The 18,048-nt window shown below is 62.7% G+C and carries 19 protein-coding genes; 13 read left to right on the top strand and 6 right to left on the bottom strand.

The features are described from left to right. Nucleotides 1-109 precede the first annotated feature (109 nt). The 3 genes from ACIPZF_RS09105 (at nt 110) to gdhA (ending at nt 4,094) form a co-directional block, all read left to right on the top strand. On the top strand, nt 110-490 hold the full coding sequence (locus ACIPZF_RS09105) for a hypothetical protein (RefSeq protein ID WP_400797935.1): 381 nt from the start codon (nt 110-112) through the stop codon (nt 488-490). 275 nt (nt 491-765) lie between these two features. Then, nucleotides 766-2,433: an energy-dependent translational throttle protein EttA gene (gene ettA, locus ACIPZF_RS09100; RefSeq protein ID WP_346614845.1), complete on the top strand. Its 1,668-nt coding sequence runs from the start codon at nt 766-768 to the stop codon at nt 2,431-2,433. A 320-nt stretch (nt 2,434-2,753) separates the two neighbouring features. Beyond that, entirely contained in the window at nt 2,754-4,094 is a 1,341-nt protein-coding gene (gdhA, locus tag ACIPZF_RS09095) for an NADP-specific glutamate dehydrogenase (protein ID WP_400797933.1), read from the top strand. Here gdhA and ACIPZF_RS09090 read toward each other — a convergent pair. The 3 genes from ACIPZF_RS09090 to ACIPZF_RS09080 form a co-directional block, all read right to left on the bottom strand. Beyond that, on the bottom strand, nt 4,091-4,588 hold the full coding sequence (locus ACIPZF_RS09090; protein ID WP_400797931.1) for a GreA/GreB family elongation factor: 498 nt from the start codon (nt 4,586-4,588) through the stop codon (nt 4,091-4,093). The two genes, gdhA and ACIPZF_RS09090, sit on opposite strands and share 4 nt — an antisense overlap. A gap of 174 nt (nt 4,589-4,762) precedes the next feature. Further along, on the bottom strand, nt 4,763-6,616 hold the full coding sequence (locus tag ACIPZF_RS09085) for a DUF4105 domain-containing protein (RefSeq protein ID WP_400797929.1): 1,854 nt from the start codon (nt 6,614-6,616) through the stop codon (nt 4,763-4,765). Between the two features lie 76 nt (nt 6,617-6,692). Continuing rightward, nucleotides 6,693-7,181, bottom strand: coding sequence for a DUF3015 domain-containing protein (locus ACIPZF_RS09080; protein WP_400797926.1), 489 nt, complete (start codon nt 7,179-7,181; stop codon nt 6,693-6,695). 252 nt (nt 7,182-7,433) lie between these two features. Between ACIPZF_RS09080 and ACIPZF_RS09075 the strand changes: the two genes are divergently transcribed. From ACIPZF_RS09075 to ACIPZF_RS09055, 5 genes are all read left to right on the top strand, one after another. Further along, nucleotides 7,434-9,872 (top strand): Lon protease family protein, encoded by a 2,439-nt coding sequence (locus ACIPZF_RS09075; RefSeq protein ID WP_400797924.1) that lies wholly within the window; start codon nt 7,434-7,436, stop codon nt 9,870-9,872. Nucleotides 9,873-10,036: 164 nt separating this feature from the next. Beyond that, on the top strand, nt 10,037-10,375 hold the full coding sequence (locus ACIPZF_RS09070) for a hypothetical protein (RefSeq protein WP_003247487.1): 339 nt from the start codon (nt 10,037-10,039) through the stop codon (nt 10,373-10,375). A gap of 121 nt (nt 10,376-10,496) precedes the next feature. After that, complete coding sequence (locus tag ACIPZF_RS09065; RefSeq protein ID WP_016501546.1) at nt 10,497-10,985, top strand: TIGR00645 family protein; 489 nt, start codon at nt 10,497-10,499, stop codon at nt 10,983-10,985. 192 nt (nt 10,986-11,177) lie between these two features. Continuing rightward, nucleotides 11,178-11,483: a DUF6482 family protein gene (locus tag ACIPZF_RS09060; protein ID WP_387528970.1), complete on the top strand. Its 306-nt coding sequence runs from the start codon at nt 11,178-11,180 to the stop codon at nt 11,481-11,483. An 85-nt stretch (nt 11,484-11,568) separates the two neighbouring features. Beyond that, the gene (locus ACIPZF_RS09055) at nt 11,569-12,186 is read left to right on the top strand and encodes an FKBP-type peptidyl-prolyl cis-trans isomerase (RefSeq protein ID WP_400797920.1); all 618 of its coding nucleotides are present in this window, start codon (nt 11,569-11,571) and stop codon (nt 12,184-12,186) included. 26 nt (nt 12,187-12,212) lie between these two features. Here the strand turns inward: ACIPZF_RS09055 and ACIPZF_RS09050 are convergent, their stop codons facing one another. From ACIPZF_RS09050 to ACIPZF_RS09040, 3 genes are all read right to left on the bottom strand, one after another. Next, nucleotides 12,213-12,458 (bottom strand): hypothetical protein, encoded by a 246-nt coding sequence (locus ACIPZF_RS09050; protein ID WP_400797917.1) that lies wholly within the window; start codon nt 12,456-12,458, stop codon nt 12,213-12,215. Nucleotides 12,459-12,539: 81 nt separating this feature from the next. Then, nucleotides 12,540-12,881, bottom strand: a complete 342-nt coding sequence (locus tag ACIPZF_RS09045; protein ID WP_400797914.1) for a zinc ribbon domain-containing protein YjdM — start codon at nt 12,879-12,881, stop codon at nt 12,540-12,542. Between the two features lie 186 nt (nt 12,882-13,067). Then, entirely contained in the window at nt 13,068-14,036 is a 969-nt protein-coding gene (locus tag ACIPZF_RS09040) for a polyprenyl synthetase family protein (protein WP_400797911.1), read from the bottom strand. A gap of 245 nt (nt 14,037-14,281) precedes the next feature. On the opposite strand from ACIPZF_RS09040, the gene rplU reads away from it, so the two are divergent. From rplU to ACIPZF_RS09015, 5 genes are all read left to right on the top strand, one after another. Continuing rightward, nucleotides 14,282-14,596, top strand: a complete 315-nt coding sequence (gene rplU, locus ACIPZF_RS09035; RefSeq protein ID WP_008092021.1) for a 50S ribosomal protein L21 — start codon at nt 14,282-14,284, stop codon at nt 14,594-14,596. A gap of 38 nt (nt 14,597-14,634) precedes the next feature. Then, nucleotides 14,635-14,892, top strand: a complete 258-nt coding sequence (gene rpmA / locus ACIPZF_RS09030) for a 50S ribosomal protein L27 (protein WP_008092023.1) — start codon at nt 14,635-14,637, stop codon at nt 14,890-14,892. Nucleotides 14,893-15,080: 188 nt separating this feature from the next. Beyond that, nucleotides 15,081-16,307 carry an Obg family GTPase CgtA gene (gene cgtA / locus ACIPZF_RS09025; protein WP_400797908.1) on the top strand — a complete coding sequence of 409 codons (1,227 nt, stop codon included), beginning with the start codon at nt 15,081-15,083 and terminating at the stop codon, nt 16,305-16,307. An 87-nt stretch (nt 16,308-16,394) separates the two neighbouring features. Beyond that, entirely contained in the window at nt 16,395-17,513 is a 1,119-nt protein-coding gene (gene proB / locus ACIPZF_RS09020; RefSeq protein WP_400797905.1) for a glutamate 5-kinase, read from the top strand. Continuing rightward, nucleotides 17,510-17,971: a CreA family protein gene (locus tag ACIPZF_RS09015; protein ID WP_400797902.1), complete on the top strand. Its 462-nt coding sequence runs from the start codon at nt 17,510-17,512 to the stop codon at nt 17,969-17,971. Before proB ends, ACIPZF_RS09015 begins: the two co-directional genes overlap by 4 nt. The last annotated feature ends 77 nt before the right edge of the window (nt 17,972-18,048 follow it).

Here is an 18,048-nt window from a genome sequence, read left to right as displayed (position 1 = left end):
CGCAGAGCGATGCCGACGGTCGTGGTGCAAGCGGGGTGTTCGGCAAGACCCTGCTGGCTGTGCGAGAATGCCGGCCGCTTCAATGACAACGCATCGGAGATGTTCGGTTTTGGTTACTCACTTTTCCTCCAATGGCCTCGATTCCGCCTGTGGGCGCAGCAGTCAGACCCTTGTCAGCACTGCCGTGACCGAGGACGTATCCTGCAAGTCGTGCCAGCGTTCGCTGGTCAAACCAGAGGCCGCTGCCTCGAAAAACAAGACGCCGTCGCTGGCTGAGCTGCGCAAGGTCGCCAAGGCGGCGATTGCACCGGCTGAGGTTGTTGCTGCGGTGAAACCGGCCAGCAAGGCCTTGAGCAAGCCGGCCAAGGTTGCCGAGCAGCCTGCCCGCAGCGGTGGCTTCAGCGTGAAATCCGCCTGGGCCGCGCGCCTGGCCGAGCAGGGTGACCGTTGCCGGTTGCCGCGGGGTAAGGCTAAACAGCGTCACGTCTGAGCCTTCTCATGGAATAGTGCCGGCCTCTTCGCGGGGCAAGCCCGCTCCCACAGGTACTGAACAAGGCTTGAGTCCTGTGTGGTCTGTGTGGGAGCGGGCTTGCCCCGCGAATGGGCCGCACAGCGGCCCCAATCTATCCCACCATCCGACCACCCTGTGCAACGCCGCGCGTTGGCGTAGAATGGTCGACTTTGTTCAACACCCCGTAAACACATCCGCCTGGCCACCTGGCCGGGGCGTACGTCGATGTCTTTACCTATCTAGAGGGCTTGGTTTTGGCTCAATACGTCTACACCATGCATCGGCTGAGCAAGGTCGTGCCGCCGAAGCGGGAAATTCTCAAGAACATTTCCCTGTCGTTCTTCCCAGGCGCCAAGATCGGCGTGCTCGGCCTGAACGGCGCGGGTAAATCGACCTTGCTGCGGATCATGGCGGGCGTCGACAAGGAATTCGACGGCGAAGCCCGTCCGATGCCCGACATCAACGTCGGTTACCTGCCGCAGGAACCGCAACTGGACCCGACCAAGACCGTGCGTGAAGTGGTCGAGGAAGCGGTCAGCGTGATCAAGGACGCCCAGGCCCGCCTGGACGAGGTCTACGCCGCCTACGCCGAGCCAGACGCCGACTTCGACAAACTGGCCGCCGAACAGGCCAAGCTCGAATCGATCCTGCAGGCCGCCGACGGCCATAACCTGGAGCGCCAGCTGGACGTCGCCGCCGACGCCCTGCGCCTGCCGGCCTGGGACGCCAAAATCGAGCACCTGTCCGGTGGTGAGAAGCGCCGTGTGGCCCTGTGCCGCCTGCTGCTGTCGGCCCCCGACATGCTGCTGCTCGACGAACCGACCAACCACCTGGACGCCGACTCGGTGGCCTGGCTGGAGCGCTTCCTGCACGACTTCCCGGGCACCGTGGTCGCGATTACCCACGACCGTTACTTCCTCGACAACGTCGCCGGCTGGATCCTCGAACTGGACCGCGGCGCCGGCATCCCGTACGAAGGCAACTACTCGGGCTGGCTGGAAGCCAAGTCGGACCGTCTGGCGCAGGAATCCAAGCAGCAAAGCGCCCACGAGAAGGCCATGAAAGAGGAACTGGAGTGGGTGCGCAAAGGCGCCAAGGCCCGCCAGTCCAAATCCAAGGCGCGTCTGCAGCGTTTCGAAGAAATGCAGTCGCAGGAATTCCAGAAGCGCAGCGAGACCAACGAGATCTACATCCCGGCTGGCCCGCGCCTGGGCGACAAGGTCATCGAGTTCAAGAACGTCTCCAAAGGCTATGGCGACCGCGTGCTGATCGACAACCTGTCGTTCGCCATGCCTAAGGGCGCGATCGTCGGCGTTATCGGCGGTAACGGTGCCGGTAAGTCGACCCTGTTCCGTATGCTGATGGGCAAGGAGCAACCGGACTCGGGCAGCATCGAGATCGGTGAAACCGTGCAACTGGCCTGCGTCGACCAGAGCCGCGAAGACCTGGACGGCGGCAAGACCGTGTTCCAGCAGGTTTCCGATGGTTCCGACATGATCAAGATCGGCAACTACGAAATCCCGTCGCGCACCTACGTTGGCCGTTTCAACTTCAAGGGCGGCGATCAGCAGAAGTTCGTCAAGGACCTGTCCGGTGGTGAGCGTGGCCGCCTGCACCTGGCCCTGACCCTGAAGGAGGGCGGCAACGTCCTGCTGCTCGACGAACCGTCCAACGACCTCGACGTCGAAACCCTGCGTTCGCTGGAAGAAGCCCTGCTGGACTTCCCCGGCGCCGCGATCGTGATTTCCCACGACCGTTGGTTCCTGGACCGTGTGGCCACCCACATCCTGGCGTACGAAGACGACTCGAACGTGATGTTCTTCGAGGGCAACTACACCGAGTACGAAGCCGACCGCAAGAAGCGCCTGGGCGATGCTGCTGCCCAGCCGCACCGTGTACGGCACAAGAAGCTGGCCCAGTAAGCCGGTTTCCGCTGCACAAGAATGGGGCCCTTAGCGGCCCCATTTTTGTGCCTGGCTAGAGGGCAGTGTTGGCTTCGTTCGCGGGCAAGCCCGCTCCCACAGGTTCGGCGCAAGCCTCCGGTTTTACATGATCCCTGTGGGAGCGGGCTTGCCCGCGAATGGAGCGCCGCCGAGAATGTTTTGTATACATTTATATAAAACGCACCAAATAATTTCATAAAAACGACATTTCGCCCTATTCCAGTGCGATTGCTTCTTGGTACATTCCAGCGAAATCAAAAAAACCAATAAGTCCAATCCCTCTTGGTGAGACGTCTACCATGATCGAATCCGTCGACAATTTCCTCGCGCGCATGAAGCAACGCGACCCGGGCCAGCCCGAATTCCACCAGGCGGTGGAAGAGGTGTTGCGCACGCTCTGGCCGTTCCTCGAAGCCAACCCTCACTACCTGCAATCCGGCATCCTCGAGCGCATGGTCGAGCCTGAGCGCGCGGTACTGTTCCGCGTATCGTGGGTCGATGACCAGGGCAAGGTCCAGGTCAACCGCGGCTACCGTATCCAGATGAACAGCGCCATCGGCCCATACAAGGGTGGCCTGCGTTTCCACCCGTCGGTGACCCTGAGCGTGCTGAAGTTCCTGGCCTTCGAGCAGACCTTCAAGAACTCCCTGACCTCGCTGCCCATGGGCGGCGGCAAAGGCGGTTCGGACTTCGACCCGAAGGGCAAGAGCGATGCCGAAGTCATGCGCTTCTGCCAGGCGTTCATGAGCGAGTTGTACCGCCACATCGGCGCCGACTGCGACGTGCCGGCTGGCGACATCGGCGTTGGTGCCCGCGAGATCGGCTTCATGTTCGGCCAGTACAAGCGCCTGGCCAACCAGTTCACCTCGGTGCTGACCGGCAAGGGCATGACCTACGGCGGCAGCCTGATTCGCCCTGAAGCCACTGGCTACGGCTGCGTGTACTTCGCCGAAGAAATGCTCAAGCGCCAGGACCTGCGCATCGACGGCCGCCGCGTGGCCATCTCCGGCTCCGGCAACGTCGCCCAGTACGCCGCGCGCAAGGTCATGGACCTCGGTGGCAAGGTGATTTCGCTGTCCGACTCCGAAGGCACCCTGTACGCCGAAGCCGGCCTCACCGACGCCCAATGGGACGCGGTGATGGAGCTGAAGAACGTCAAGCGAGGCCGCATCAGCGAACTGGCCGCGCAATTCGGCCTGGAATTCCGCAAGGGCCAGACCCCATGGACCCTGCCGTGCGACATCGCCCTGCCGTGCGCCACGCAGAACGAACTGGACACTGAAGACGCCCGCACCCTGCTGCGCAACGGCTGCATCTGCGTGGCCGAAGGCGCCAACATGCCGACCACCCTGGAGGCTGTGGATATCTTCCTGCAAGCCGGCATCCTCTATGCACCGGGCAAAGCCTCCAATGCCGGCGGTGTGGCCGTGTCGGGCCTGGAAATGTCGCAGAACGCCATGCGCCTGCTGTGGACCGCCGGTGAAGTGGACAGCAAGCTGCACCACATCATGCAGTCGATTCACCATGCCTGCGTGCACTACGGTGAAGAGGCCGACGGCAAGATCAACTACGTGAAGGGCGCCAACATCGCCGGCTTCGTCAAAGTCGCCGACGCCATGCTGGCCCAGGGCGTAGTCTAAGCATCACCCGCGATGGCGACGACTTCGATCGACTGATCCCCAGCAGGTCGTCGCCACAACACCTCGTCGCCGGGGCTGGCGCCCAACAGCGCCCGCCCCAGCGGTGAGCCCCAATTGATCAGCCCACGGTTGGCATCGGCTTCATCTTCGCCAACCAGTTGCACGCTGTGCTCCTGCCCTTGTTCATCGGCAAATGTCACCCGGCTGCCAATCTGCACTTTGCTGTGCGAGGTCGCGGCGGGTACCACCTGCGCGCTCTGCACCCTGGCGCTGAAATAGCGTAAATCGCGTTCGGCGTCGGCCAGGCGCTGCTTGTCAGCCCGCTCGCCCTGGGCCTGCAGCTCGGCGCGCAAGTGATTGAGTTCAGTCACACGCTGCTGCAGCTGGCGCAGGCCACTGGCGGTGACGTAGTTGGGCTGATCGCTGACGCGCCGCTCCACCGGCTGGTCGGCCTGGGCGGCGGCCTGGTCCTCGTTGACGAATGCTCGGCTCATGCTGTGGCCTCCTTGTGCTGGAGACCATGGTGGCAGGTCGCGGGTTTCAATGGATGTCTGTGCCGGCCTCTTCGCGGGGCAAGCCCGCTCCCACAGGTACACCACAGATCTCGAGGGCTATGGTGTACCTGTGGGAGCGGGCTTGCCCCGCGAAGAGGCCTGTCCAGGCGCCATTCAATAGTGATACCACTTGAGCTCCAGCATCACCTCGTTCTGCGCCGTGGCCAGATGGCTGAACTGGCGCGAAGCACTCAACCTCAACCCCAGGTTCTGGCTGATCTCCCACTGCTGATTCAAGCTCACGCTGCGCCGCACCTCACCATTGGTGAAGTAATCGCCCTTTGCCTCCAGCGTCATATTCCCCAGCCCATTGCGCCACAGCAGCCCGCTGTTGAACCCCGCCGCCGGGGCGATGAACTGGGCGAAGTCGTTGTGATGCTCGACCCGCACCGTGCCCAAGGCGAAGCCCAGCAGCCCATCGGCCAGTTGCCAGGTGCCGCCGGCACCGCCGTTGACGTGGCTGACCAGCACCTCGTCGTCATGCTTGCCCGGCACCCGCTCCAGGCCACCGGCCACCTGCCACGACCACGGCTTGAGCAGCTCATTGCGCGGTGTCAGCGAGCGAATGGTGGCAAGATCCAGGCGTTGCACCTGCCAGTCGTTGCCTTCGTACTGGCGCACCTTAAGCTGCAGGATCTCGATCTGCGCACCCAGCGGGAAGCCGTACGCGTTGTCGTTGAGATCGTGATAGGCCATGCGCAGGCCGTACTCGGCATAGGCACGGTCTTCGCGGGTGCCGACGCCGAGCTGCCAGGTGCGCGAGTCATGGCCGTCTTCGGGCAGGCCAGGGCGTTCGATCTGCAGCGGCGGTGGCGGGTTGCGGTTGATCGCCCGCAGCAATTCGAAGCTGCGCTTGGCTTGGCCGGGGTCGCGTTCCTGGCCGTTGGCGCGGTAGCGCTCCAGCCGGTAAGCGGCATCCTGCACCAGCGCCTGGCGGTCACGGGGCAGGGCAGTGAATTCGGGGCTTTGCAGCTGCGCGGTATCGGCACTCACGGCCAGCACCTGGCGTTTTTCCTCGACATCCAGCGGTTCGGCGCGGGCCAGCAACTCCCGTTCGCGCGAGGGGCGGTAGGTCTCGCTGGCGACCATGCCTGACTGCTTGACGGCCTTGACCGTGTCGGTGGGGATCGCGGTCAGCGGGAATTGCGCGGTCAGGTCCAGGCTTGGCCGGGCCACTTTCAGCAGCTCCAGCAGGCGGTAGGAGCAGTTTTCGTCGAAGAAGAAGTAATCGAACTGGACCTGCTTGAGCTCCCACACATGCTCGACCATGCGCCCGGTTTCCTCGGGCGTGAGGTCCAGCTGGTACTCCCACAGGTCGCGGTTCTCCAGGCTGCGGTATTCGGACAGTTTTTCCTGGTAGGGCATCAGCGCGAACAGGCCGGGGTAACCACCCATCAGGCCCTTCCAGGCGTACAGGATGCTGTTGTCGCTGCCTTCGATATAGGCGCCGAAGTTGATCGCGTAGCTCAGCAACGTGGTGTCGTCGCTGCGGGTGTTGGACTGGTCGATGCGCAGCAGGGTATGGCCGAACATCGACGATGGGCTGTTCAGGTAGGCGGCCGGGAAGATCAGCGCCGCGCTGTGCGGATCGATCGATTGGTACCAGGTCTTGAATTCCTGGCAGTCCGGCTGGGGCAGGTTCTGTAGATCGAGTTGCTCGCGCAGCCAGCGGGTGCGCGCGGGGAATACGCACTGGGCATGCTTGTCGCCCAGGCTGGCCGGGGCGTACAGCGCCTGTACCGTGGCCCGCAGTTCCTGATCCGGGTGGTGCGCACCATCCTCGGCGAGGAAGAACTTGCGGTCGTCGACGTAGCTGCGCCAGCCGCCGAGCTTGGCGGTTTCGTAATGGCCCAGGGCAATCCAGTAAGGGGTGTTGGCCAGTTGCTGGAGACGGCCTTCATCCAGCGCGGGCGCGGCATGAACAGGGGCGCAGGCACACAGCGCCAGGTAAGCGAGGCGTTTGAGCATGTCGGGCAACTACTTCTTAACGATGCCGATAGAAAGGTGAAAACCCGCCCCAGAGGTGAGGCGGGTAGACCTGCGCTTAGGCTTCAGTAGCGTATTTGGCCAGGCGTGGGTCGTTTTTCAGCACGGCCAGGGTGTTGCTGTGCACGGTTTCGGCAGTCACGTCGGCGCTGCTGAAGATCTGGTTGAAGTGCTGGTGAGCGACCGAGTTGAAGTAGCCACGGTCTTCCGGTGCCACGCCCAGGACCACGGCGTAGGTGGTGAGGGCTTCGCCCTGACCCATTGCCATGTCCTCGGACAGCTCGTTCATCATGCCATTCATGGCGAACCAGGACTTGCCGCCGTAAGTCAGCGAAGCCTTGGTGGAGCAGCCGTTGGTGCCGGAGGTCATGCCGAAGGTGGCGTTGCCGGAGGTGCCGTTGGTGGTGGAGGCCAGGAAGTGAGCCGGTGTGCCGCGCTGGCCTTCGAACAGCATGTTGCCCCAGCCGCAGTTCGGGCCACCTGGCGCTTCGGCCATGGCGTTGAGGGAGACCACGGTGAACAGAGTACCCAGAAGAATCCGTTTCATAGCTTTTTCTCTATTTGTCTTAACCAAGGGTCAGGGTTTCTGGCAACTCGGTTGCCAGGTCGGGAAAGCGTTTCACCCACCCGCGCAGCTTGGAGTTTAGGCACGATCTAAAGGTTGCGTTGTTGATTGCGAAAAATTTGCTTGTGCATCATGCCGCACCGGCTGCGACATAAAGTCCCGCCGAGCCTTGCAAGGCGCGCGCGGGCAGCGCCAGAATGCTGCGTATCTGCCCCGCCGAAGTAAGGACACCTAATGCCCGATCCTGTCGCTACGCGCCTGCGCCTCGCGCCTGAAGCTTTGACCAGGCGTTTCTCCCCCGAGCAGTTTGCTTTTGCCACCACCGACGATCTGGAGCCGTTTCGCGGAGTCCTGGGCCAGGAACGTGCTGTCGAGGCCCTGCAGTTCGGCGTGGCCATGCCACGCCCGGGTTACAACGTGTATGTGATGGGCGAGCCCGGCACCGGGCGCTTCTCGTTCGTCAAGCGCTACCTCAAGGCCGAGGGCAAGCGCCAGCAGACCCCGGCCGACTGGGTCTACGTCAACCACTTCGATGACACCCGCGAGCCGCGTGCGCTGGAGCTGCCGTCGGGCAGCGCCGCAGCCTTCATCAGCGACATGGGCGGCCTGATCGACAACCTGCTGGCGACCTTCCCGGCGGTGTTCGAGCACCCGTCCTACCAGCAGAAGAAGGGCGCCATCGACCGCGCCTTCAACCAGCGCTACGACCGCGCCCTGGATGTCATCGAGCGCGCCTCGCTGGAAAAGGACGTGGCCCTGTACCGCGACGCCAGCAATGTCGCGTTCACCCCGATGGCCGACGGCAAGGCGCTGGACGAAGCCGAGTTCGCCCAGCTGCCGGACGAAGTTCGCGAGCAGTTCCATGAAGACATCGCCTTCCTCGAAGAGCGCCTCAACGAAGAGTTGGCCAGCCTGCCGCAGTGGAAGCGCGAGTCGAACAACCAACTTCGCCAGCTCAACGAAGAAACCATCACCCTGGCCCTGCAGCCTTTGCTGGCGCCGCTGTCGGAAAAGTACGCCGAGAACGCGGCAGTGTGTGCTTACCTGCAATCGGTTCAGCTGAACCTGCTGCGCACCGTGGTCGAGCAACTGGTCGACGACAGTAAAACCGACGCCGTGGCGCGCAAGCTGCTCGAAGAGCAGTACGCCCCGAGCCTGGTGGTCGGCCATCACGCCGCCGGTGGCGCGCCGGTGGTGTTCGAGCCGCACCCGACCTACGACAACCTGTTTGGTCGCATCGAATACAGCACCGACCAGGGCGCGCTGTACACCTCCTATCGCCAGCTGCGCCCGGGCGCGCTGCACCGCGCCAATGGCGGCTTCCTGATCCTCGAGGCGGAGAAGATGCTCGGCGAGCCGTTCGTCTGGGATGCGCTCAAGCGCGCCCTGCAGTCGCGCAAGCTGAAAATGGAGTCGCCGATCGGTGAGCTGGGCCGCGTCGCCAGCGTCAGCCTGCAGCCGCAGATGATCCCGCTCAACGTCAAGCTGGTGATCATCGGTTCGCGTCAGCTGTACTACGCGCTGCAGGACCACGATTCGGACTTCCAGGAGATGTTCCGGGTGCTGGTCGACTTCGACGAAGACATGCCGATGGTCGACGAGAACCTCGAACAGTTCGCCCAGCTGCTACGCACCCGCACCAACGAAGAGGGCATGGCGCCACTAACCAGCGATGCGGTGGCACGCCTGGCCACCTACAGCGCGCGCCTGGCGGAAAACCAGTCGCGCCTGTCGGCGCGTATCGGCGACCTGTTCCAGCTGGTCAGCGAGGCCGACTTCATTCGCCAGCTGGCCAGTGATGAAAAGACCGATGCCGGGCACATCGAGCGCGCGCTCAAGGCCAAGGCCACCCGTACCGGGCGCGTGTCGCAACGGGTGCTGGACGACATGCTCGCCGGCATCATCCTGATCGATACCGAAGGCGCGGCCATCGGCAAGTGCAATGGCCTGACCGTGCTGGAAGTCGGTGATTCGGCGTTCGGCATGCCGGCGCGTATTTCCGCCACGGTGTACCCGGGCGGCAGCGGTATCGTCGACATCGAGCGTGAGGTCAACCTGGGCCAGCCGATCCACTCCAAAGGGGTGATGATCCTCACCGGTTACCTGGGCAGCCGCTATGCCCAGGAATTCCCCCTGGCGATTTCGGCGAGCATCGCCCTGGAGCAGTCCTACGGCTACGTGGACGGTGACAGTGCGTCGCTGGGCGAAGCCTGCACGCTGATCTCGGCGCTGTCGCGCACGCCGCTCAAGCAGTGCTTCGCCATCACCGGCTCGATCAACCAGTTCGGCGAAGTGCAGGCAGTGGGTGGGGTAAACGAGAAGATCGAAGGCTTCTTCCGCCTGTGCGAGGCCCGTGGCCTGACCGGTGAGCAAGGGGTGATCATCCCGCGTGCCAACGTCGCCACGCTGATGCTCGACGAGCGCGTGCTGCAGGCGGTGGAGAACGGCGTGTTCCACGTCTATGCGGTGAGCCAGGCCGACGAGGCGTTGAGCCTGCTGGTGGGCGAGGAGGCCGGCGTGCTGAACGACGAGGGCCTGTTCACTGAAGGCAGCGTCAATGCCCGGGTGGTCGAGCGCCTGCGTGAGATCGCCGAAATGATCAGCGAGGAAGACATCGAGAAGGCGGAAAAGGAACGCCTGGAAGAGGTGATTGCCCAGGCGAAACCGGCCTGAGTCAATAAATCGGCGCTGGCGGCCATGTGCTACCGTTCAGCGCCGGTTTTCCATCTTTTTACAGCGTTATTCTATGCTGGAACTTAAGGACGGCAGCAGGGTTCAGGATGGAGACAGCCCGAACGTTTCGGGTTGAACAGGGCTTTTCAGAGGGGGACGCGGCCATGCGCAACCTCAGCCTTACCCGCCAGTGCCTGGGCCTGGTGACCCGTATCGAATGCAGCATTCGTCCGCTGGCCGGCGACAACGGCATGTGGACCTTGCTGTTCGCCGCCGGCATGGCCGGTGAACAACCCTCTGCCATCAAGGCCCAGGGGCCGTTCCATGGCCCGCTGGTGGCCGAGTCGGTGCTCAATGCCATCGTCGACAGCCTGACCTTGCATGGGTACCAGGTGGCCGAGGATCCGCAGATCTGGTGCCTGCATCTGCAGGCGCAATTGCGCAGGATCAATGGCGAGCGGTGCCGCAATCTGGGGGATTATCAGTTCCATCCGGAAACCTGAAAGAGTTATCCCGATTTCATGCAGGGTGGCTGCGGCAATGGACCGCAGGCTTTTGCTGTCACAGGTGGCTGGCTATACTCGCGCTCGCTTTTTCAGTCACCTGACGAGTTCAAAACCCTCCATGGAACGTATTCTCGAAAACGCGATGTATGCCTCGCGCTGGCTGCTCGCCCCCATCTACTTCGGCTTGTCCCTTGGCCTGCTGGCCCTGGCGCTGAAGTTCTTCCAGGAAGTTGTCCACGTCCTGCCCAACGTTTTTGCCCTGAGCGAGGCCGACCTGATCCTGGTCATCCTGTCGCTGATCGACATGTCGCTGGTCGGCGGCCTGCTGGTCATGGTGATGATCTCCGGCTACGAAAACTTCGTTTCGCAGCTGGATATCGACGACAGCAAAGAGAAGCTCAACTGGCTCGGCAAGATGGACTCCTCGTCGCTGAAGATGAAGGTCGCTGCCTCGATCGTGGCGATTTCCTCCATCCACCTGCTGCGGGTGTTCATGGATGCGCAGAACATCTCCACCGATTACCTGATGTGGTACGTGATCATTCACATGACCTTCGTGGTTTCGGCGTTTTGCATGGGTTACCTGGACAAGCTGACCAAGCACTAAAATTCTCTGGCCCCTTCGCGGGGCAAGCCCGCTCCCACATCGAGCCCTGTGGTGTACCTGTGGGAGCGGGCTTGTCCCGCGAGGGGGCCATCTCGGTTCAACTGACGAGCGGCGTCAGTTACATCTTGTGTATTCCACAGCCCTGTACAAAAAATGAGCACTCATGCGTGGTTCCAGCAGCGAGGTGCTCTCATGAACCTGCATCAGCTCAATACCGAGGCCAGGGCCGGCCATGTCAATGAACTCAACCTGATCGCCATAGAAGGCGGCGATTACCTGCTTGAGGCCCGGGTCAACGGGCGCGCCCAACCACTCGATGACAGCCAGGGCAAACGCCTGCGGGTGCGCTCGGTCGAAGAGGCGCGTGAGCTGTTGAAGCCCTTGCCGATGATGTCGATGAACCTGTTGCACTGGTCCGTTCAAGACGAGATGTGCGGCATGGGGCAACACCCGGAAGAAGACCTGAAAGTCCCGATTTCGCCGCGTTCGGCCTGGTAGCTGCTCGCAGCTTCCCAGTGTGCTAGGCTGCTCGCCCTTTTCATCAAGGGCGCGGCTACACTGCGCCCTGCAGTGGAGCACGACCATGTCCGAACTCAACCTGTCCACCGACGAAACTCGCGTCAGCTACGGCATCGGCCGTCAGCTGGGCGGCCAGCTGCGCGACAACCCGCCACCGGGCGTCAGCCTGGACGCCATCCTGGCTGGCCTGGTCGACGCTTTCAACGGCGCCGACAGCCGCGTCAGCGAAGCCGACCTGTCCGCCAGCTTCAAGGTCATCCGTGAAGTGATGCAAGCCGAAGCTGCCGCCAAGGCCGAAGCCGCCGCTGCCGCTGGCAAGGAATTCCTGGTCGAGAACGCCAAGCGCGAAGGCATCACCACCCTGGCATCGGGCCTGCAGTTCGAAGTGCTGACTGCCGGTGAAGGCGCCAAGCCAACCCGCGAAAGCAACGTGCGCACGCACTACCACGGCACCCTGATCGACGGCACCGTATTCGACAGCTCCTACGATCGTGGTCAGCCGGCTGAATTCCCGGTTGGCGGCGTGATCGCTGGCTGGACCGAAGCGCTGCAGCTGATGAACGCGGGCAGCAAATGGCGCCTGTACGTGCCAAGCGAGCTGGCCTACGGCGCGCAAGGCGTCGGCAGCATCCCGCCGCACAGCACCCTGGTGTTCGACGTCGAGCTGCTCGACGTTCTGTAATGCCGTTGAGGCCGGCGCTGCCGGCCTCAATTCCAGTCTGTTCCCCCAGGGCGCAACGCCCGTGCATAGCAGAACAGAAACAGATTGCGCACCAGCTCTTTGAGCACGATCGGCTCGCTCGAATTCAGCCCATGCAGGTCCAGGTCTCCCTGGTCGCGCAGTTCGTCCAGTGCTTCTTCTTCGAGCACCGCGCACACTTCACCGGTTTCCCGATGAAGGATGCGCAGGTAGGGGTGGGGGCGGTCCAGCCAGGCGTCGATCAGATAAGTCATGGCTATTCTCCTTGGATAGCGGTTCCAATGAGAATAATTCTTATTATCAGAATAGCAAGTGCCAATTGGCAGATTTTGTAATCAGACCTTACGCACGAACTCCGACTTCAGCTTCATCGCGCCGATGCCGTCGATTTTGCAGTCGATATCGTGGTCGCCGTCGCACAGGCGGATGTTCTTGACCTTGGTGCCGACCTTGACCACCAGGGACGAGCCTTTCACCTTGAGGTCCTTGATCACGGTAACCGTGTCGCCGTCCTGCAGGACGTTGCCGACCGAATCCTTCTTCACCACCTCATCGCCGCCGGCATCGGCTTCGCCGTTGGCCGACCACTCGTGGGCGCATTCGGGGCAGATCAGTTGGGTGCCATCCTCATAGGTGTATTCGGAGTTGCATTTGGGGCAGGCTGGCAGAGTGCTCACTTCGGTTCCTTAAACAGACGGACGGTTAAAGGCCCATATTGTATAAGGTTTTGCCCGGGAAATGTTTTTGTGTGCCCAAAAGCTTCGCGGGACAAAGCCCGCTCCCACAGAGTTTTCCACTGGCTTCAGCCTTGTGGAGTACCTTGTGGGAGCGGGCTTGCCCCGCGAAAAAGACGACTCGGTCTATCAGTGCGTACGCGCTACCGCAAACTCACTCAGCTCAACCAGCGCATCCCGGTATTCACTGGCCGGCAGCACTTCCAGGCAGGCAATGGCCTTGGCCACATAATCGCGAGCCATCTGCGCCGTGTAATCCAGCGCACCCGAAGCTTCGACCGCCACACGAATCTGCTCCAGGTCTTCCAGGCCACCCTTCTGGATCGCCTGACGCACCAGTGCCGCCTGCTCAGGCGTGCCTTCGCGCATGGTGTAGATCAGCGGCAGGGTCGGCTTGCCTTCGGCCAGGTCGTCGCCGACGTTCTTGCCCAAGGTCTCGGAATCGCCCTTGTAGTCGAGCAGGTCGTCGACCAGCTGGAAGGCCACGCCCAGGTGGTCACCGAAGGTGCGCAGGGCCTCGCGCTGTTCATCGCTGGCTTCGGCCAGCGCGGCGGCGCTGTGGGTCGAGGCCTCGAACAGCATCGCGGTCTTGCCGCGAATGACCTCCATGTACACCTCTTCGGTGGTGCTGGCATCGCGCACGCGCGACAGCTGCAGCACTTCGCCTTCGGCGATCACCCGGGTGGCCTTGGAGAGGATCTGCATGACCGGCATCGAGCCCAGCTCGACCATCATTTCGAACGAGCGCGAATAGAGGAAGTCGCCCACCAGCACGCTTGGCGCGTTGCCCCACAGGGCGTTGGCGGTGGAGCGGCCACGGCGCATGCCGGACATGTCGACCACGTCGTCGTGCAGCAGGGTGGCGGTGTGCAGGAACTCGATGGTCGCAGCCAGCAGGCGCAGGTCGTCGCCTTCGCGGCCCAGGGCCTTGCCGCACAGCAGCACCAGCAGGGGACGCAGGCGCTTGCCGCCGGCGGACGTGATATAGTCGCCGATCTTCGATACCAGCGGCACGCGCGAGGTCAGCTGCTTCTTGATGATCTCGTCGACGGCGCTGAAATCGTCAGCTACCGCGCGGTAGAAGGTTTGGGGTTGCATCGGCTGCTCCAGTGAGGTTGCGCGGCATGCTAGGTCGCGGGTCCCGTGGTGTCAAGGCGCGGTGCCCGGGCGGCGGGGGCGGTACTTGCAAGCGAATCCTCTGTTGCGTACAATCGCGCACCCTAACTTCCTGGGCAGCACCTGCCTTACGCAATTGCAGCGGGCCGTTCCAGCCCCATGCAGCCATGCCAGCCAATACTCAATATATAAAGCGCTGGGTGAGCAGGATTATCGGAGAAATACCCATGTCTTACGCAGTAATCGTTACCGGCGGCAAGCAGTACAAAGTCGCTGAAGGTGAATTCCTCAAGATCGAAAAACTGGAAATCGCCACTGGCGAATCCGTGACCTTCGATCGCGTTCTGCTGGTCGCCAACGGTGAAGAAGTCACCATCGGCGCTCCAGTCGTCGCTGGTGCTAAAGTTGTTGCCGAAGTCGTTTCGCAAGGCCGTCACGACAAAGTACGCATCATCAAGTTCCGTCGCCGTAAGCACCACATGAAGCGTATGGGCCACCGCCAGTGGTTCACCGAGATCAAAATCACCGGCATCCAGGCTTAATCCCCTAGATCCCCTGAATTTATTTGGAGAATTGAACCATGGCTCACAAGAAGGCTGGTGGTAGTACCCGTAACGGTCGCGACTCAGAATCGAAACGCCTTGGCGTGAAGATGTATGGCAGCCAGGTCGTCAAGGCCGGCAACATCATCGTCCGTCAGCGCGGCACCCAGTTCCACGCCGGCTACGGCGTTGGCATGGGCAAGGATCACACCCTGTTCGCCAAGATCGAAGGCGTGATCAAGTTCGAGAAGAAAGGCGAGTTCAACCGCCGTTACGTGAGCATCGTCGCCGCTTAATCGCGACGTCGCTCCAGAAGCCCCGTCATGCGACGGGGCTTTTTCGTTTGTGGTGAGCCTCTTGCAAAGCTGTTTGTATGGGCTGCCGGCGTGGGTTTCTTCGGTCGTACGGGGCCGCCGCGCTCATTTTTGCAAGAGCCTCAGGTTTTTCAGGTATTCAACTCGCCGGAAGGCGAGAGGCGGTTTAAATGAAGTTTGTTGACGAAGTATCGATTCGGGTCAAGGCCGGTGACGGCGGTAACGGTTGCATGAGCTTCCGCCGCGAGAAGTTCATCGAGAACGGCGGCCCCAACGGCGGCGACGGTGGCGATGGCGGTTCGGTGTACATGGTCGCCGACGAAAACCTCAACACCCTGGTCGACTACCGCTACACCCGTCACCACGAAGCCCAGCGCGGCTCCAACGGCGGCAGCACCGATTGCACCGGCAAGAAGGGTGAAGACCTGTTCCTGCGCGTGCCGGTCGGCACCACGGTGATCGACGCCTCCACCCAGGAAGTGATCGGCGACCTGGTGACCCCTGGCCAGAAACTGATGGTCGCCCAAGGCGGCTGGCACGGCCTGGGCAACACCCGTTTCAAGTCCAGTACCAACCGTGCGCCGCGCCAGACCACCCCAGGCAAGCCGGGTGACCAGCGCGACCTGAAGATGGAGCTGAAAGTCCTCGCCGACGTTGGCTTGCTGGGCCTGCCGAACGCTGGCAAGAGCACCTTCATCCGTGCGGTATCGGCCGCCAAGCCGAAAGTCGCCGACTACCCGTTCACCACCCTGGTGCCGAACCTGGGCGTGGTCAGCGTCGACCGCTGGAAGAGCTTCGTCGTTGCCGACATCCCCGGCCTGATCGAAGGCGCTTCCGACGGTGCCGGCTTGGGCATTCGCTTCCTCAAGCACCTGGCGCGTACCCGCGTGCTGCTGCACCTGGTCGACCTGGCGCCGCTGGACGAGAGCAACCCGGCCGATGCCGCCGAAGTGATCGTCAACGAGCTGACCCGCTTCAGCCCGGCGCTGACCGACCGTGAGCGCTGGCTGGTGCTGAACAAGTCGGACATGCTGATGGACGACGAGCGCGACGAGCGGGTCAAGGAAGTGGTCGAGCGCCTGCAGTGGGAAGGCCCGGTCTACGTGATCTCGGCCATCTCCAAGCAGGGTACCGAGCAGCTCAGCCACGACCTGATGCGCTACATCGAAGACCGCGCCGACCGCCTGGCCAACGACCCGGCCTACGCCCAGGAGCTGGCCGAGCTCGACCAGCGCATCGAAGACGAAGCCCGCGCCCAGCTGCAGGCCCTGGATGACGCCCGCACCCTGCGCCGCACCGGCGTCAAGAGCGTGCACGACATCGGCGACGATGATGCCTGGGACGATGATTTCGAGGACGACGAAGACGGCCCGGAAATCATTTACGTGCGTGACTGACCGGTTGCAGTACACTAAACGCCGCTCTCTGGAGCGGCGTTTTTGTATCTAATGTATCTACGGATTCGACATAGGTTGGAAGAGAAGATGCGAAGCAAGGTGACTGGCGCCAAGCGCTGGGTCGTGAAGATCGGCAGTGCGCTGCTCACGGCGGATGGCAAAGGCCTGGACCGCGGCGCCATGGCCGTGTGGGTCGAGCAGATGGTCGCGCTGCGTGAAGCGGGCGTGGAGTTGGTGCTGGTGTCCTCTGGGGCCGTGGCGGCAGGCATGAGCCAGCTGGGCTGGGCCACCCGACCGAGCGCGATGAACGAGCTGCAGGCCGCCGCCGCGCTCGGCCAGATGCGCCTGGTGCAGGCCTGGGAGTCGAGCTTCGGCGAGCACGGCAAGCACACTGCGCAAATCCTCCTGACCCACGACGACCTGTCCGACCGCAAGCGTTACCTCAATGCTCGCAGCACCCTGCGCACTCTGGTCGATCTGGGTGTGGTGCCGGTGATCAACGAAAACGACACCGTGGTCACCGACGAGATCCGCTTCGGCGACAACGACACGCTGGCCGCGCTGGTGGCCAACCTGGTCGAAGCCGACCTGCTGGTGATCCTCACCGACCGCGACGGCATGTTCGACGCCGACCCGCGCAACAATCCCGAAGCACAGCTGATCTATGAAGCCCGTGCCGATGACTCGTCGCTCGACGCCGTGGCCGGCGGTACCGGTGGTGCTCTGGGCCGTGGCGGTATGCAGACCAAACTGCGCGCCGCGCGCCTGGCGGCCCGTTCCGGTGCCCACACGATCATCATCGGTGGCCGCATCGAGCGCGTGCTGGACCGCCTGAAGGCGGGCGAACGCCTGGGTACCTTGCTGTCGCCCGAGCGCGGCATGCTGGCGGCGCGCAAGCAATGGCTGGCGGGCCACCTGCAGACCCGTGGCACCCTGGTGCTCGACGCCGGTGCCGTGCAGGCTCTGCGCCAAGCCAACAAGAGCCTCTTGCCGGTTGGTGTGAAAACCGTGCAGGGCAGCTTCCGTCGCGGCGAGATGGTCGTGTGCGTCGGCCCGGACGGTATCGAAGTGGCCCGTGGCCTGGCCAACTACAGTGCGCTGGAATCTCAGAAGATCATCGGCCAGCCGTCCGATGCCATCGAGGCCATCCTCGGTTACAGCGCCGAGCCGGAGCTGGTGCACCGCGACAACCTGGTGCTGGTATGAAAATGCTCAAGGGCGTAATTGCCGCAGCAGCCTTGGCGCTGCCGATGCTGGCCGGGGCCGAGGAAATCGGCCAGGTGTCCACCGTGTTCAAGTTCGTCGGGCCGAACGACCGCATCGTGGTCGAGGCGTTTGACGACCCCAAGGTCGAGGGTGTGACCTGCTACCTGTCACGCGCCAAGACGGGCGGTGTGAAAGGTGGGCTGGGTTTGGCCGAAGACCGGGCGGAGGCGTCGATTGCCTGCCGTCAGGTTGGGCCGATCAACTTCAAGGGTGAGTTGAAAGATGGCGAGGAGGTGTTCAAGGAACGCACCTCGCTGGTGTTCAAGACCATGCAGGTGGTGCGCTTTTTGGACAAGAAACGTAATACGTTGGTGTACCTGGTGTACAGCGACCGCATGATCGAAGGCAGCCCGCAGAATGCGGTGACGGCGATTCCGATTCTGCCTTGGAGTCAGTGATGCCGTAGGGGAGGCCGTTGGCCTCCTTTCGCGGGCGGTCCGACGTCTCGGCAAGCCCGCTCCCACATTTATAGCGG

It is taken from the genome of Pseudomonas sp. NPDC089752, assembly GCF_044748725.1.
Taxonomy (GTDB): domain Bacteria; phylum Pseudomonadota; class Gammaproteobacteria; order Pseudomonadales; family Pseudomonadaceae; genus Aquipseudomonas.
Note: the sequence above shows the minus strand (reverse complement) of the source record. Positions and strands in the feature narration are given on the sequence as shown.